Annotated in this window: 12 protein-coding genes; 5 read left to right on the top strand and 7 right to left on the bottom strand. The window is 53.8% G+C overall.

The genetic code is table 11. The annotated features are described in order from the left end of the window. Positions 1-4: 4 nt before the first annotated feature. Positions 5-784, bottom strand: a complete 780-nt coding sequence (locus F3J40_RS10545; protein WP_167014360.1) for a transporter substrate-binding domain-containing protein — start codon at positions 782-784, stop codon at positions 5-7. Between the two features lie 17 nt (positions 785-801). Beyond that, the gene (locus tag F3J40_RS10540; RefSeq protein WP_167014359.1) at positions 802-1,968 is read right to left on the bottom strand and encodes a methionine aminotransferase; all 1,167 of its coding nucleotides are present in this window, start codon (positions 1,966-1,968) and stop codon (positions 802-804) included. A 126-nt stretch (positions 1,969-2,094) separates the two neighbouring features. Here F3J40_RS10540 and F3J40_RS10535 point away from each other — a divergent pair, with 126 nt between their 5' ends. Continuing rightward, positions 2,095-2,997, top strand: a complete 903-nt coding sequence (locus tag F3J40_RS10535) for a LysR substrate-binding domain-containing protein (protein WP_167014357.1) — start codon at positions 2,095-2,097, stop codon at positions 2,995-2,997. Here F3J40_RS10535 and F3J40_RS10530 read toward each other — a convergent pair. Continuing rightward, positions 2,932-4,464, bottom strand: a complete 1,533-nt coding sequence (locus F3J40_RS10530) for a carboxylesterase/lipase family protein (RefSeq protein WP_167014355.1) — start codon at positions 4,462-4,464, stop codon at positions 2,932-2,934. The two genes, F3J40_RS10535 and F3J40_RS10530, sit on opposite strands and share 66 nt — an antisense overlap. A 193-nt stretch (positions 4,465-4,657) precedes the next feature. Between F3J40_RS10530 and F3J40_RS10525 the strand changes: the two genes are divergently transcribed. Then, a complete protein-coding gene (locus F3J40_RS10525) occupies positions 4,658-5,092 on the top strand; it encodes a DoxX family protein (RefSeq protein ID WP_167014353.1) in 435 nt (144 codons plus the stop codon). An 83-nt stretch (positions 5,093-5,175) separates the two neighbouring features. Here F3J40_RS10525 and F3J40_RS10520 read toward each other — a convergent pair whose 3' ends face one another. Beyond that, a complete protein-coding gene (locus F3J40_RS10520) occupies positions 5,176-6,510 on the bottom strand; it encodes an MFS transporter (protein ID WP_167014351.1) in 1,335 nt (444 codons plus the stop codon). A gap of 322 nt (positions 6,511-6,832) precedes the next feature. Between F3J40_RS10520 and F3J40_RS10515 the strand changes: the two genes are divergently transcribed. Next, positions 6,833-7,753: a LysR substrate-binding domain-containing protein gene (locus F3J40_RS10515; protein ID WP_017349453.1), complete on the top strand. Its 921-nt coding sequence runs from the start codon at positions 6,833-6,835 to the stop codon at positions 7,751-7,753. On the opposite strand, the gene smrA is transcribed toward F3J40_RS10515, so the two are convergent. Continuing rightward, positions 7,750-8,322, bottom strand: a complete 573-nt coding sequence (gene smrA, locus F3J40_RS10510) for a DNA endonuclease SmrA (protein WP_017349452.1) — start codon at positions 8,320-8,322, stop codon at positions 7,750-7,752. The genes F3J40_RS10515 and smrA overlap by 4 nt on opposite strands. 146 nt (positions 8,323-8,468) lie before the next feature. Here smrA and fnr point away from each other — a divergent pair, with 146 nt between their 5' ends. Next, complete coding sequence (fnr, locus tag F3J40_RS10505) at positions 8,469-9,221, top strand: fumarate/nitrate reduction transcriptional regulator Fnr (protein ID WP_167014349.1); 753 nt, start codon at positions 8,469-8,471, stop codon at positions 9,219-9,221. 119 nt (positions 9,222-9,340) lie between these two features. Beyond that, positions 9,341-10,288 carry a universal stress protein UspE gene (uspE, locus tag F3J40_RS10500; protein ID WP_167014347.1) on the top strand — a complete coding sequence of 316 codons (948 nt, stop codon included), beginning with the start codon at positions 9,341-9,343 and terminating at the stop codon, positions 10,286-10,288. A 66-nt stretch (positions 10,289-10,354) separates the two neighbouring features. Here the strand turns inward: uspE and pntB are convergent, their stop codons facing one another. Further along, positions 10,355-11,740 carry a Re/Si-specific NAD(P)(+) transhydrogenase subunit beta gene (pntB, locus tag F3J40_RS10495; RefSeq protein WP_017349449.1) on the bottom strand — a complete coding sequence of 462 codons (1,386 nt, stop codon included), beginning with the start codon at positions 11,738-11,740 and terminating at the stop codon, positions 10,355-10,357. Between the two features lie 3 nt (positions 11,741-11,743). Continuing rightward, on the bottom strand, positions 11,744-13,273 hold the full coding sequence (gene pntA, locus F3J40_RS10490) for a Re/Si-specific NAD(P)(+) transhydrogenase subunit alpha (RefSeq protein ID WP_167014345.1): 1,530 nt from the start codon (positions 13,271-13,273) through the stop codon (positions 11,744-11,746). Positions 13,274-13,763: the final 490 nt, after the last annotated feature.

The raw sequence follows: 13,763 nt of genomic DNA, 5'->3' as shown, positions 1-13,763 counted from the left end.
AGGCTTATTTCACGCCGACATTGATGCCAGGGAAGTATTTCGCTGCCAGTTTAGTCACTGTGCCATCCTGCTGGATTTGGTTAATGGCCGTATCCAGCTTTTGTTTCAGCTCGGTATCGCCTTTACGCAGACCAAAACCGATACCCACGCCCAGTACCTCAGGATCATCATTCAACGGGCCACCGGCGAAAGCAAAGCCTTTGCCCTGTGGCTTATTCAGGAAACCTTCCTGTCCAGAAGCCGACATCACCAACGTGGCATCCAGACGCCCCGCGACGAGATCGTTGTAGACCTGGTTTTGATCCTGATAAGAGGTGATGGTCACACCCTGCGGTTCCCAATGCTTTTTCGCATAGGTTTCCTGGATCGAGCCTTGCAGGACACCGATGTTTTTCCCTTTCAGCGCGGCGGCCGTTGGCTGCAAGTTTTCACCCTGCTTCGCCACTAACATGGTTGGGATGGCATAAATGGGCTTCGTGAACAGAATATTTTTCGCACGCGCTTCGGTGATGTTCATCGCCGAGTTAATCGCATCGAATTTTTTCGCCTGCAACGCCGGGATCAGGGCATCAAAGCTGCTCTCAACCCAGCTACACTGCAACTGCGCAGCCTTACAAATTGCGTTACCCACATCGATATCAAATCCTTCGAGGTCGCCATGGGCGTTGCGGCTTTCAAACGGCGCATACTGTGATTCCAGACCATAACGCAGCGTGCCTTCTGCCAACGCCTGAACCGACGTTAACAGACCCAATCCGATCAGCAGAGCATTCAGTTTTTTCATTCGTTTACCCCTGAGTTTTAACCTGTCACTTTACACAGTGCTTCCGCACCGGCTTGCAGAGTGGCGTCGTCTTTAGCAAATGAGAGACGTATTAATTTATTGTCAGTACCGTCTGTATAAAAAGCGGAGAGTGGGATGGTGGCAACCCCGTGATCAACAATCAGGCGTTTAACCATGTCACTGTCACTCTCGTCGCTGAAGTGTGCATAACTGGCCAACAGAAAGAAAGCACCAGCGCTGGGCAGCAATTTAAACGGTGAATTTTGCAGCATTTCACGCAGGCGATCGCGCTTTTGCTGATAAAACGCCGACAGGCCGAGATAGTGTTGTGGATTTTGCAGATACTGCGCAAAGCCCACCTGCATCGGGGTATCGGCGGAGAACATCATAAACTGGTGAACTTTGACCAGCTCGCTCATCAGTTCAGCCGGTGCCAGGCAATAGCCGACACGCCAGCCCGTGACATGGAAGGTTTTACCGAATGAGGAGACGATCACGCTACGCTGCGCCAGCTCCTCATGCCCCGCCATACCACAGTGGGTATGACCATCAAACACAATGTGTTCATAAACTTCATCTGACAACACCACAATGTTGGTGCTGCGCGTCAGACGCGCCAGCTGGTCGAGATCTGCCTGGCTCAATATTTGCCCGCTGGGGTTGTGTGGGGTATTGATGATGATCATGCGCGTACGTGGGGTGATAGCTGCCTGCACCTGATCCCAGTTAATGGCAAAGTCTGGCTGTTCCAGCTTCAAACCCACCGGCACACCGCCGTGCAGTCGCACTATCGGTGCGTAGCTGTCAAAAGAGGGTTCGAAGAAAATCACCTCATCGCCCTGATGAACCAGTGCGGCAATCGCCATGTAGAGACCCTGGCTGGCACTGCCGGAGATCAGCACTTCGCTATCGACATCATAGCGGCGGCCATAAAGTTGCTGCACTTTGTCAGCCAGCGCCTGCTTGAGTGCAGGAAGGCCGGTCATCGGTGCGTACTGGTTATGCCCCTGTTGCATCGCCTCGGCAACGCTGGCGACCAGTTGTGGATCGCAGGGGAAATTTGGCGCGCCTTGTGACAGGTTAATCGCGCGGTGCTGCGCCGAAAGCTGTCCGATCACACTGAAAATCGTGGTGCCGACATCCGGCAACTTTGAGGTAACGTGTACAGGGGTAATCAGGGACATAGGTTCTCCAGAAAAGCGCATAACAACTCAGCGATAACAGGTTTCTATTCAACGCAGCCAGCCTTGAGTCCACAAGCGAATTGTTGTCATAATAGCCATGACTAAAACGCATAGCTTGAGGTTGTGATGTCCCGAAGCGCCCTGCCACTCAATGGCATTCATGCTTTTCTTGTGACGGCCCGTCATCTGAATCTGACCCACGCGGCCCTTGAGCTGCATATCACTCAAGGGGCGGTAAGCCGGAAAATTGCCGCGCTGGAAGCGTGGCTGGGGTTTGCGCTGTTTGAACGCCACGCGCGCGGCCTGCGGCTGACGCCACAAGGCAAAGCACTACTCCCGGAATGGCAACAGGGCTATGATTTACTGCTCAGCGCGGCGCAAAAAGCCAGCCGCCGTCAGGACGCCGTGCGCCTGAAGGCCCCCACCTGCGCGCTGCGCTGGCTGCTACCCTGCCTGGTGGCATTAGAACAGCAGCGGCCCGATATTCACGTTGAACTCACCACCACTCTGGAACATGTTTCTCAGCTGGAAAATTTTGACGCCGCCATGGTGTATGGCAAAGCGCAGTCGCAGGCAACGGTGCTGTTCGAAGAGCAGATCACCCCAGTCATGTCGCCTGACTTGCCCCTCCCAACGCAGCCAGAAGCGTTAGGACGTATGACTTTTTTGCATCCCACCCAGGACAAACGTGACTGGCAACTGTGGTTGGCTGAGCAGCATCTCTCACTGACCATGACGCGTAACCAGCACTTTGCCACCATGGATTTAGCCATCGGCGCGGCGTTGCAGGGCTTTGGCATCACGGTAGCCGATACCACGCTCGCGGCATCAGAGCTACGCAGTGGCCGCCTGGTTGCACCGTTTCCGTTGGTGGTGAAAACCGGTGCCAGCTACAGCTTGTTGCAACGGGCAGACGCCAGCGCGCATCCGGCACTGGCAGAGGTGGTTGCCTGGCTGGCGCAGTCAGCGCCGCCGCCGGGGTTTGCGAGCGAGATGGGCAGCCACCAGACGAAACACCCGCAGCCTTGAACGCATAAAATTGTGCTTCAGCAGGATCTGCCCTTGCCCCTTGCAGCCTAACGACAGCGTGATGTCCTGCCCCGGACGCCACAGCGGCCAGGGGCAGCTTCCCTCAATGACATGGCTATATTCGCTGGTGTAGCGGGCAAAGTTAAACCAGTAGTCACACACCCGATCGGCAAATTCAGCGTCTTCTGCCGTGGCTGGGCGGGCGGCATCCAGCCAGCTCAAAACCCCCAGCGTGTGAAAGACGTAAGGCACATCACTGCCGTGCCAGGTGCCATTCGGGCTGATATCCCGCGTATTCTCCGAAACATAATCAAACCAGTAGCGCCAGCACGGCATACCAATGCTGTGCTGGGCGTGGGCCAGCATCCACGGCATCAGGGTAAATGCGATATCGCGCGTTGCTTCGCGGGACAGGCGTATCGTGTCATGGATATCGTACATCCAGCGTAATACGCGCCAGCCAAGGTGCTTTTCGGGGATCAGGCTGCTCAGCATCTTATGGGGTGACGTGCCAAAGAAGTCCAGCACGCTGGCTTCATCGCTGGTGCTGCCAATCATTAACGGAATGCGCAACTGCTTACCGCGTAGAAACGTTTTCAGAATCGGCTGCGGCAGCACGCTGTCACCCCACACCGGCACCGGGCCGTGCGTATAGCGCCGGTCCAGCGGCCAAAAAGCCTCCGCCGGGATTGCACGTAACTGGTCCATGCTGGCATCCGCACTTAAGCCAAGGTGCTGGGCCACTTTCAGGCCGATGCTGCGTAATTTGTCACCGCTGGCCTCAGGCAGCGCATAAGCGCTCTGCACAATTGCTTTGTGAAACAGCCCTGTCGCCAGCGGTGAACAGCACAAGGCCAGCGTACTCTGCGCCCCGGCGGACTCGCCAAAGAGCGTCACGTTGTCGCGATCGCCACCGAAAGCCTGAATATTGCGCTGTACCCATTGCAAGGCTGCCAGCTGATCCAGCAGCGCAAAATTGGTAACGGGCACCTCTCCCTGTTCCGCATCCAGTGCCGGGTGAGCAAAAAACCCCAGATGACCAAGGCGATAATTAAGCGTGACCACCACCGCACCCCGTTGCGCCAGCGCCTGGCCGTCATAAGGCGGGAGATGCCCGGCACCAATGCGAAAACCTCCGCCGTGTAACCACACCATTACCGGCAGTGGCCGCATGGGTTCAGGGTCCGGCGTCCAGACGTTGAGATACAAACAATCTTCGCTCAGCGTGCCTGGATCGCCGCCAGCCGCATCAATACACATTTGACGACTTTGCAAAGCACCCGGCGCGAACCGCGTGGCGTCACGGGGTTCCGCCCAGGGTGCAAGGCGTTGCGGTGCGCGCCAGCGCAATGGCCCAACGGGAGGCGCGGCGTAGGGAATGCCGCGAAAAACAAAGCTGCCACCTTCAATCACTCCAGACAACTCACCTTCGACAGTGGTGATATTCAGACGCTGTTGATTTTTCATTGCAGGCTCCCTGCTTTATGCTCACTGCATTATTCACCCGGAAAAATCGGAATGTCCATTTATTGTACAGGGTAAAAAGGGCCATCAAATTTGCTGCAATAGGGTTGAACGATTACATCAAATATTTTGAATATTCATTTGGGTGATTTTTACTTAAATTTACCTTACCAACTCGGTATGAGGAGCTGTGGTTATGTTTAGCGGCATTAATCAGCTTTTTGTTCGCCTCGGCGATCACCCCGACCTGGGCAAATTGCTGCTGAGGTTGACCGTCGGTGGACTGTTGCTGTTCCATGGCGAGGCCAAAATCATTCATGGTGTTGGCTGGATAGCGCATTTACTGGCGGTTAGAGGGTTACCGGGTTTCATCGCATACGGTGCTTACATCGGGGAAGTTGTAGCGCCGGTAATGGTTATTGTCGGATTGATGACGCGCCCTGCGGCGCTGATTATCGCCATCAATCTGGTCGTGGCTACGTTGCTGGTAAAAACTGGCGCCTTCTGGGATCGCACTGATGTCGGAGCATGGGCGCTGGAAACGGAAGCGTTTTACCTGTTAGGTGCGCTGACCATCCTGCTGCTTGGAGCAGGAAAATACACTTTAGTGCGCGATATGCGCCTGCAATAAATGCAAAGCCGGTCTTGATGAAACGCTGCTCAGGTGGCGCGTCATCAGACCGGCTTTTTTATGCCTAACTACCGCCCCAGGGCTTAAGGCTGAGTCTCGCGCTTCCCGCCAAAATGGCTTTTCAGCATCAACATCGCGCTCGTCAGTAAGGCAGGGATCGACAGCAGCAGGAAAATGGTGCTGATCGACCAGCCCAGAGAGAGCATCTCCGCGCCGACCAGGGCACTAAGAATGGCGCCAATGCGCCCGATACCGTGCATCCAACTCGAACCGGTTGCCCTGGCGTGTGTCGGGTAGAAACTGGCGGAGAGTGCATTCATTCCGGTATTGGCACCGTTAAAGCAGAAGCCGCAACAGAAGGCGATAATACTCATCGTCATGACCTCCGGCGGGCTAAAGCCCAGGATGATAATCCCCACCGCACCACTGAGGTAAATCATCGCCAGCGCCAGATTTTCATTGATACGGTCCATCAGCCAGCCCGCAAACAACGAGCCGAAAGTGCCGCCCGCCTGATACATGGCGGTGATGATCGCCGCTTCTACCACCGTCATACCGAGGTTATGCATCAGTGAAGGCAACCAACTGCCAATCAGATAGACTAAAAACAGCGCCATGAAATAGCTGCCCCATAACATCAGGCTGCCAAACAGATAGCGCGGCGAGAGTACGGTGCTTATCGCCCCTTGCGGCTGCACCGCAGGATCGTCCTGGTGAAAGGCCGAGTCGGGTTGTGTGGCACCGGGCTGCATACGTTCAAAAATAGCGTGGATACGCTGCGCGGGCGCACGGCGATGAATCAGGAAACGTACGGACTCTGGCAATCCAAGAATGAGAAACGGCAGCATACTCAGGGACAAGCCCCCGCCCATGAGCATCACGGCGTGCCAGGAGTATTTTGAGAGCAGCCAGGAGGCGGTCAGCCCCCCCGTTGCCGCCCCAAAGGTGAAGCCGCAGAATACCACGGTAATGATAAACGCACGCCGCCGTTCGGGCGCATATTCCGACACCAGCGTCCCCACATTTGGCATGGCCGCCCCTAGCCCTAGTCCGGTCAGGAAACGCAGGACCATCATCTGTTCTGGCGTTTGCGCCATTGAGGTGACCAGGGTCCAGAAGCCGAAAAACAGGACACTCAGGAGAATCATCACGCGGCGACCATAGCGGTCTGCCAGCGGGCCTGCGACCATCGCACCCAGCGCCAGTCCAACCAATGCAGCACTCATGATCATGCCGAGTTGATGGGTACTTGCTCCCCAGGTCGCACGCAGTGTCGGTGCAATAAAGCCCATCAGGGCAATATCCATACCGTCCAGCGCCACCACCACAAAACCCAGAAAGATGAGCCTTTTTTGCCAGAGGCTCAACGAGCCCTGGTTGATTAACTGGCGTACATCTATCGCCTCGGCGCTGGTCACTACGGAACTCCTTAAACTGGCTCTACAGAGATATCAGTTTTTGTAAAAAAAACGGCTGCTATGATAGCCGATCGTTAACAATATGGGTGGGATTTTTTGCTGGATATTACCTGTAGTGCGTAAGCATCGCGCTAAGTCCATAATGGACATAAGGTTATAATCCACTGACTACACTGCATTTTTTGGGCCATTTTCTTTTTTTTCATTAAGTTAGTTGCCAGACTAGCACCGGGATGACTATGTTAATGAGGTTTTGCAATCAAGTTAACACAATCCTTTAAATCTGTTTGCCTCACTGACTGATTCGCCGTAACCTGGAACTATGAATAAAAATATCCTTTTCAATCAGCGCATTCGCTTGCGTCATCTTCATACCTTCGTTGCAGTGGCGCAGCAAGGTACGTTAGGTCGTGCGGCAGAGACCCTGAATCTCAGCCAACCGGCGCTGTCTAAAACCCTTAATGAGCTGGAAGATCTGGCCGGTGCGCGCCTGTTTGAACGTGGCCGGTTAGGTGCTCAACTGACCACCCTGGGTGAGCAGTTTCTGATTCATGCGGTAAAAGTCCTGGATGCGTTAAACCACGCCGGACAAAGCCTTGCGCTGCCCGTCAACGATCGCCCATTGGTCATCCGCCTTGGCGCGCTGACTACTGCCGCCATGGGGATGCTGCCGCAAATCCTTGATCGCTTTCACGAACAGCAACCGAACACCACCATTCAGGTCGCCACGTTACACAACAACGTCCTGCTGGCAGGGCTAAAGGCGGGGGAATTTGATCTCTGTATTGGCCGCATGGCCGACAGCGAAATGATGGCAGGCCTGAACTACGAATTGCTCTATCTGGAATCACTTAAGCTGGTGGTGCGGCCTGAACACCCGTTACTCAGTGACAACGTCACGCTTTCACGCGCCATGCAATGGCCCGTGGTTATCTCCCCTGAGGGCACTGCCCCACGTCGCATTGCCCAACAAATGCTGGATGAGCAAGAGTGTCGGCTGCCACGCAACTGTGTGGAAACGTCGTCCACGTCCCTCGCACGCCAGTTGGCACTGCGCTATGACTATGTGTGGTTCGTCCCTTCCGGCTCAATAAAAGAGGATCTTGACCACAACGCGCTGTGCGCCCTGCCGATCACATCGCCAGGCCCCGGTGAGCCCATCGGCATTATTACCCGTCATGGCAATACCCTGAGCCTGACCGCCGAGATGCTCATTTCCACTATCCGTAAATCCAGCAGTTAACGCTGCTGGCGGCGAGCATGGCGTTCCCAGTTTTCGACCCGTGCCGCTTCACTTTTTCGCAATCCAACATACAACGCGCCCTCGCCACCATGCTGCCGCTGTGCGGTGGCAAAGGTTTGCACCTCGCTAAATTCCGCTAACCAGCGCGCCAGATAACTGCGCACAATATTGGCATGTGACTCATTTTCACGCCCTTTGCCATGAATAATCAGTAAATTTCGTAATCCTTGTCGCTGAGATTCACGGATAAAACTGAATAAAGCCTGACGACAGGTTTCTACCGGTTGACGTAACAGATTCAGGCTGGCATCAAGGCGATACTCCCCTTTGCGCAGCTTGTCCAACACGCCCTGCTGAATACCTTCTGCTTTCCATTCCAGTTTTGTCGTCAAGGGAATGACGTCAAGAAATCCGCGCGTAAGAAAATTTTCGTCTGGTTGATCAGCATCTTGCTGTTTAGGCGGACGGGTCGAGGGAGCTTTGAGCCACAACGTGGTGGTCGCATCTTTTAGCGGGCTAACATCATTCATTGCCTCGCGAAACAGTGCGTCTTCATCAAACTCATTCATGCTTTTCCCCGCTTTTATAGCCAATTAATGGGATATATGACTGGATATTGATTAAATGTGTCAATGTTAACCTATAGTCGTTTGTTCCCCACCCCCGAAAATGATAAAATTCTCTAAGTCAGTTTTGCCTACTGGACCCCTAAATTATGATCCTTAAAACCTCCGTTAACCGTAATTCTACCGGCGGTAGCTGCACCATCCACTGTCAGGATTGCAGCATCAGCCAGTTATGTATTCCTTTCACGCTTAATAACAGCGAATTGGATCAGCTGGATAATATCATTGAGCGTAAAAAACCGATTCAGAAAGGCCATACCTTATTTCAGGCCGGTGATGAGCTGAAATCGCTGTTTGCCATTCGTGCCGGTACCATTAAAAGTTATACCATTACTGAGCAAGGTGATGAGCAGATTACGGGTTTCCACCTCGCAGGCGATTTAGTCGGCTTTGATGCCATTGTCGATCGCACCCACCCAGGGTTTGCCCAGGCGCTGGAAACCGCCATGGTGTGCGAAATTCCGTTTGAAACGCTGGATGAACTGGCCGGTAAAATGCCTGCACTGCGTCAGCAAATTTTACGTTTGATGAGCGGTGAAATTAAAAGCGACCAGGAAATGATGTTGCTGCTCTCGCGCAAAAACGCGGAAGAGCGCCTTGCGGCCTTTATCTGGAACCTTGCTCGTCGCCATGGCCAACGGGGTTTCTCACAGCGTGAGTTCCGTCTGACCATGACCCGTGGTGACATCGGTAACTATCTCGGTTTGACCGTAGAAACCATTAGCCGACTGCTGGGCCGCTTCCAGAAGAGCGGGTTGCTGGCGGTAAAAGGCAAATACATCACCGTGGAAGATCCGGCGGGCCTGTCTGAGCTAGCTGGTCAACATCACTGCGCTGTGTAAGCTTTATCCGGATCAAAAAACCCATATTTTATTGATCCGGCAATATCTTTTTGCTTCTGCCGTGGCATTTCCTGCGCTATCTTTAAACCAAATCCGCTTTGGTTTAAGGAGAGTCTCAGATGTCCCGTTACCAAAATATCCTGGTCGTCATTGACGCCCAGCAGGATGATCAACCGGCCTTGCGCCGTGCGGTTTATCTTAATCAGCGCATCGGCGGCAAGATTAAGGCCTATCTTCCGGTCTATGACTTCTCTTATGAAATGACCACCCTGCTTTCCCCTGATGAGCGCACCTCAATGCGCCAGGGTGTCATTAGCCAACGCACCGAGTGGATCCGCCAACAGGCGCACGCCTATATTGAAGCCGGTGTGGAAATTGAGATCAAAGTGGTCTGGCACAATCGCCCCTATGAAGCGATTATTCATGAGGTGCTCCAGAACAATCACGATTTAGTCCTGAAGATGGCTCACCAGCACGACCGGCTGGAAGCGGTGATATTTACCCCGACTGACTGGCATTTGCTGCGTAAATGCCCCTGCCCGGTCTGGATGGTGAAAGACCAGCCCTGGCCACAGGGCGGTAAAGCCCTGGTGGCGGTTAACTTAGCCAGTGAAGAGCCCCACCATAACGCGTTGAATCAAAAACTGATCCAGGAAACCAGCGTGCTCGCTGAGATGGTTAATCACACTGAAGTGCATCTGGTCGGCGCTTATCCTATCACCCCGATTAATATCGCCATTGAATTACCCGACTTTGATCCTTCGGTGTATAACGATGCCATTCGCGGCCAGCATCTGGTGGCGATGAAAGCCCTGCGACAAAAGTTCGGGATTGGGGAAGAGTTTACCCATGTGGCAAAAGGGTTACCTGAAGAGGTGATTCCCGATCTGGCCTCACACCTTGATGCCGGGGTGGTAGTGCTGGGTACTATTGGTAGAACCGGCCTCTCTGCCGCTTTCCTGGGGAATACCGCAGAACAGGTGATTGATCACCTGCGTTGTGACCTACTGGCGATTAAACCGGATGATTTTGTTTCGCCGGTGACATTGCCGGCACAGGACGAGTAACGCCTGGCTGCAAGTTAAAAAAAACCCGAGTACGTCATGTGCTCGGGTTTTTTATTCACAGAAGGATTACAGCGCTTTCAAAATCCCTTCAACGCTGGCTTTGGCATCGCCAAACAGCATCTGGGTGTTCTCTTTAAAGAACAGCGGGTTCTGTACCCCAGCGTAGCCGGTGTTCATTGAACGTTTGAAGACAATCACGTTCTGCGCTTTCCACACTTCCAGCACCGGCATACCGGCGATTGGGCTGCGAGGATCTTCCTGAGCTGCCGGGTTCACGGTGTCGTTCGCGCCGATAACCAGCACGGTGTCGGTATCGGTGAAATCGTCGTTGATTTCATCCATCTCCAGCACCACGTCATAAGGCACTTTCGCTTCCGCCAGCAGGACGTTCATGTGACCCGGTAAACGACCCGCCACCGGGTGGATACCAAAGCGAACTTTGATCCCACGTGCGCGCAGTTTGTCGGTGATTTCGGCCACCGGATACTGCGCCTGCGCTACCGCCATACCGTAGCCTGGGGTGATGATGACCGACGTGGAGTTCTTCAGCATCTCTGCGGTCTCTTCAGCGGTGATCTCACGGTGTTCACCGGTCTCTTCTTCACCACCCACGCTCACGTCAGTACCAAAACCACCGGCAATAACGCTGATGAACGAGCGGTTCATCGCTTTACACATGATGTAAGAGAGGATCGCACCGCTGGAACCGACTAATGCACCGGTTACGATCAGCAGATCGTTGTTCAGCATAAAGCCTGCGGCCGCCGCTGCCCAACCCGAGTAGGAGTTCAGCATGGAAACCACAACCGGCATATCAGCACCGCCGATAGAGGCCACCAGATGCCAGCCAAATGCCAGCGCAATCACCGTCATCAACAGCAGTGCAAAGACCTGCGCACCGGTGCTCGCCGTGTTCACGAACCACAGCAACAGCAGGAAAGAGACAACCAGCGCCAGCAGGTTCAGCTTGTGGCGATGTGGCAGCATCAGTGCTTTTGAAGAGATTTTGCCACACAGTTTGCCGTAAGCGACCAGTGAACCACTGAAGGTCACTGCACCAATGAAGATGCCAAGGAACACTTCTGTCAGATGGATGTTTTCCATCACCGGCGCAAGACCCGGCGCGTGGTCAATGTAGCTGTTGAAGCCAACCAGTACCGCCGCCAGACCCACAAAGCTGTGCAGGATCGCCACCAGCTCTGGCATTTCGGTCATTTCGACTTTCTTTGCCAGGCGGACACCAATCGCACCACCAATCACCATCGCCAGCAGAATCCAGGCAACGTTACTGCTGTGCGGGCCAAAAATGGTTGCCAGCAGCGCAATTGCCATTCCGCTGACACCAAAAATATTGCCCTGCTTGGAGGTCTCATGCTTAGAGAGACCCGCAAGGCTAAAAATAAACAGAATTGCGGCAACAATGTATGCTGCAGTCACTAATCCGCCAGACATGTGTTACCCCTTACGAAACATTTTCAGCATACGCTGCGTGACGGTGAAGCCACCAAAGATATTGATGCTGGCGATCAGCACAGCGAAGAAAGCCAGTACCGTAACCCAGCCACCGTGCCCCATTTGCAATACCGCCCCGACCACAATAATGCCGGAAATAGCATTGGTGACCGACATCAGCGGGGTATGCAGAGCATGGCTGACGTTCCACACCACGTAGTAACCCACCACGCAGGAGAGCGCGAACACGGTAAAGTGCGACAGGAACTCAGGCGGCGCAACATTCGCCAGACAAGCAAACAGCACCACAGCCAGCGCCAACAGCAGGTATTTGCGCCATGGGGAAGTCGGCTTAGCCTCTTCCTTTTTCACCGGCTGGGCCGCAGCAGCGGCTTTTGGCGCAGCAGAAACCTGAATCGGTGGCGCAGGCCAGGTCACTTCACCTTCACGAATGACGGTAACACCGCGTACCACCACATCTTCAAAGTCCACCACGATCTCACCGTTCTTCTCTTTGCACAGCAGCTTCATCAGGTTGACGAGGTTGGTGCCGTAGAGCTGAGAAGACTGCGTTGCCAGGCGGCTTGGCAGGTCGGTATAGCCGATGATTTTTACGCCGTTGTCGGTCAGTGTTACCTGATCGGCCACGGTCAGTTCACAGTTACCGCCGGTTGCCGCTGCCAGGTCAACAATCACGCTGCCGGGTTTCATGCTGGCGACCATTTCGGCCGTGATCAGTTTCGGTGCGGGTTTACCTGGGATCAAAGCCGTGGTGACGATGATGTCCACTTCTTTTGCCTGGGCGGCAAACAGTTCCATTTCTGCCTTGATAAAGGCAGGTGACATCACTTTGGCATAGCCGTCGCCGCTGCCTGCTTCTTCTTCGAAGTCCAGTTCAAGGAACTCGGCGCCCATACTCTGCACCTGCTCTTTCACTTCAGGACGGGTATCGAACGCACGCACGATAGCACCCAGGCTACCCGCAGCACCGATGGCCGCAAGGCCTGCAACACCGGCCCCAATAATCACAACTTTTGCCGGTGGTACTTTGCCTGCCGCAGTGATCTGTCCGGTAAAGAAGCGTCCGAACTCGTGGGCCGCTTCCACAATTGCACGGTAACCCGCGATGTTTGCCATCGAACTCAGGGCATCCAGCGACTGCGCACGGGAAATACGCGGTACAGCGTCCATCGCCATGACCGTGACGTTGCGTGCCGCCAGTTTTTCTAATAACTGAGGATTCTGCGCAGGCCAGATAAAGCTGACTACGGTGGAGCCTGCACGGGTCAGTTCTACTTCTTCGTCATCCGGTGCATTCACTTTCATGACAATATCAGACTGCCAAACCTGCTGGCGCTCGCTCAGCGTGGCACCCGCTGCAACATAGCTTGCATCATCAAAGCTGGCGCGCTGTCCGGCGTCATGCTCGATAGTGACGCTGAACCCCAGCTTGATCAGCTGTTCAACGGTCTTTGGCGTGGCTGCCACGCGAGACTCGTTGCCCAGCCGCTCTTTGGGTATTCCAATTAACATAGTGTTCCCTTTCATCGGTTAAGGATGATGGCCATTAGATCGCAAGACGCGCCCGGCCCGAATTCAGATTCAGGCTAACTGGCGCGTAGTGCACTTGTTTCGAAGTATTTATAACCTACTGAAAATATGTGGCTGGATCTACATACATAGGCTCTACTTATGACATTCGCGCCATTATTCACGCACAAATGTCAAATAGCGCACTTTGCCACTGCATTTTTAAGGGTAAAGGGAATAATTCACTATGCAAAATCGTGTCACCGAGCATTTAGTACCATTAAAAACCTTTATTTAACAATATGTTAACCGATTAATTAATAAGCGTTACCGGAATTAGTGGTAATTAGTTTAAAAAAAAGCCATAACAGACACACATGACAGCAGCATGAAAAATTGCGCTAAATTGCTGTCCTGTATCGCATAAATTGCCTGAGACAGTTGGTTTATTACATGCAATAATCGGCGGCTGACCGTTCATACAACCAGAGTT

Source organism: Candidatus Pantoea multigeneris (assembly GCF_011752615.1).
GTDB lineage: Bacteria > Pseudomonadota > Gammaproteobacteria > Enterobacterales > Enterobacteriaceae > Pantoea > Pantoea multigeneris.
This window is presented reverse-complemented; position numbering and strand designations above follow the sequence as displayed.

Excerpts from the sequence above, each read along its gene's own strand:
- F3J40_RS10545 (WP_167014360.1), bottom strand. The coding sequence starts at position 784 with ATGAAAAAACTGAATGCTCTGCTGATCGGATTGGGTCTGTTAACGTCG.
- uspE (WP_167014347.1), top strand. The coding sequence starts at position 9,341 with ATGTCCCGTTACCAAAATATCCTGGTCGTCATTGACGCCCAGCAGGAT.
- F3J40_RS10535 (WP_167014357.1), top strand. The coding sequence starts at position 2,095 with ATGTCCCGAAGCGCCCTGCCACTCAATGGCATTCATGCTTTTCTTGTG.
- F3J40_RS10530 (WP_167014355.1), bottom strand. The coding sequence starts at position 4,464 with ATGAAAAATCAACAGCGTCTGAATATCACCACTGTCGAAGGTGAGTTG.
- F3J40_RS10515 (WP_017349453.1), top strand. The coding sequence starts at position 6,833 with ATGAATAAAAATATCCTTTTCAATCAGCGCATTCGCTTGCGTCATCTT.
- pntB (WP_017349449.1), bottom strand. The coding sequence starts at position 11,740 with ATGTCTGGCGGATTAGTGACTGCAGCATACATTGTTGCCGCAATTCTG.
- F3J40_RS10540 (WP_167014359.1), bottom strand. The coding sequence starts at position 1,968 with ATGTCCCTGATTACCCCTGTACACGTTACCTCAAAGTTGCCGGATGTC.
- fnr (WP_167014349.1), top strand. The coding sequence starts at position 8,469 with ATGATCCTTAAAACCTCCGTTAACCGTAATTCTACCGGCGGTAGCTGC.
- pntA (WP_167014345.1), bottom strand. The coding sequence starts at position 13,273 with ATGTTAATTGGAATACCCAAAGAGCGGCTGGGCAACGAGTCTCGCGTG.
- smrA (WP_017349452.1), bottom strand. The coding sequence starts at position 8,322 with ATGAATGAGTTTGATGAAGACGCACTGTTTCGCGAGGCAATGAATGAT.
- F3J40_RS10525 (WP_167014353.1), top strand. The coding sequence starts at position 4,658 with ATGTTTAGCGGCATTAATCAGCTTTTTGTTCGCCTCGGCGATCACCCC.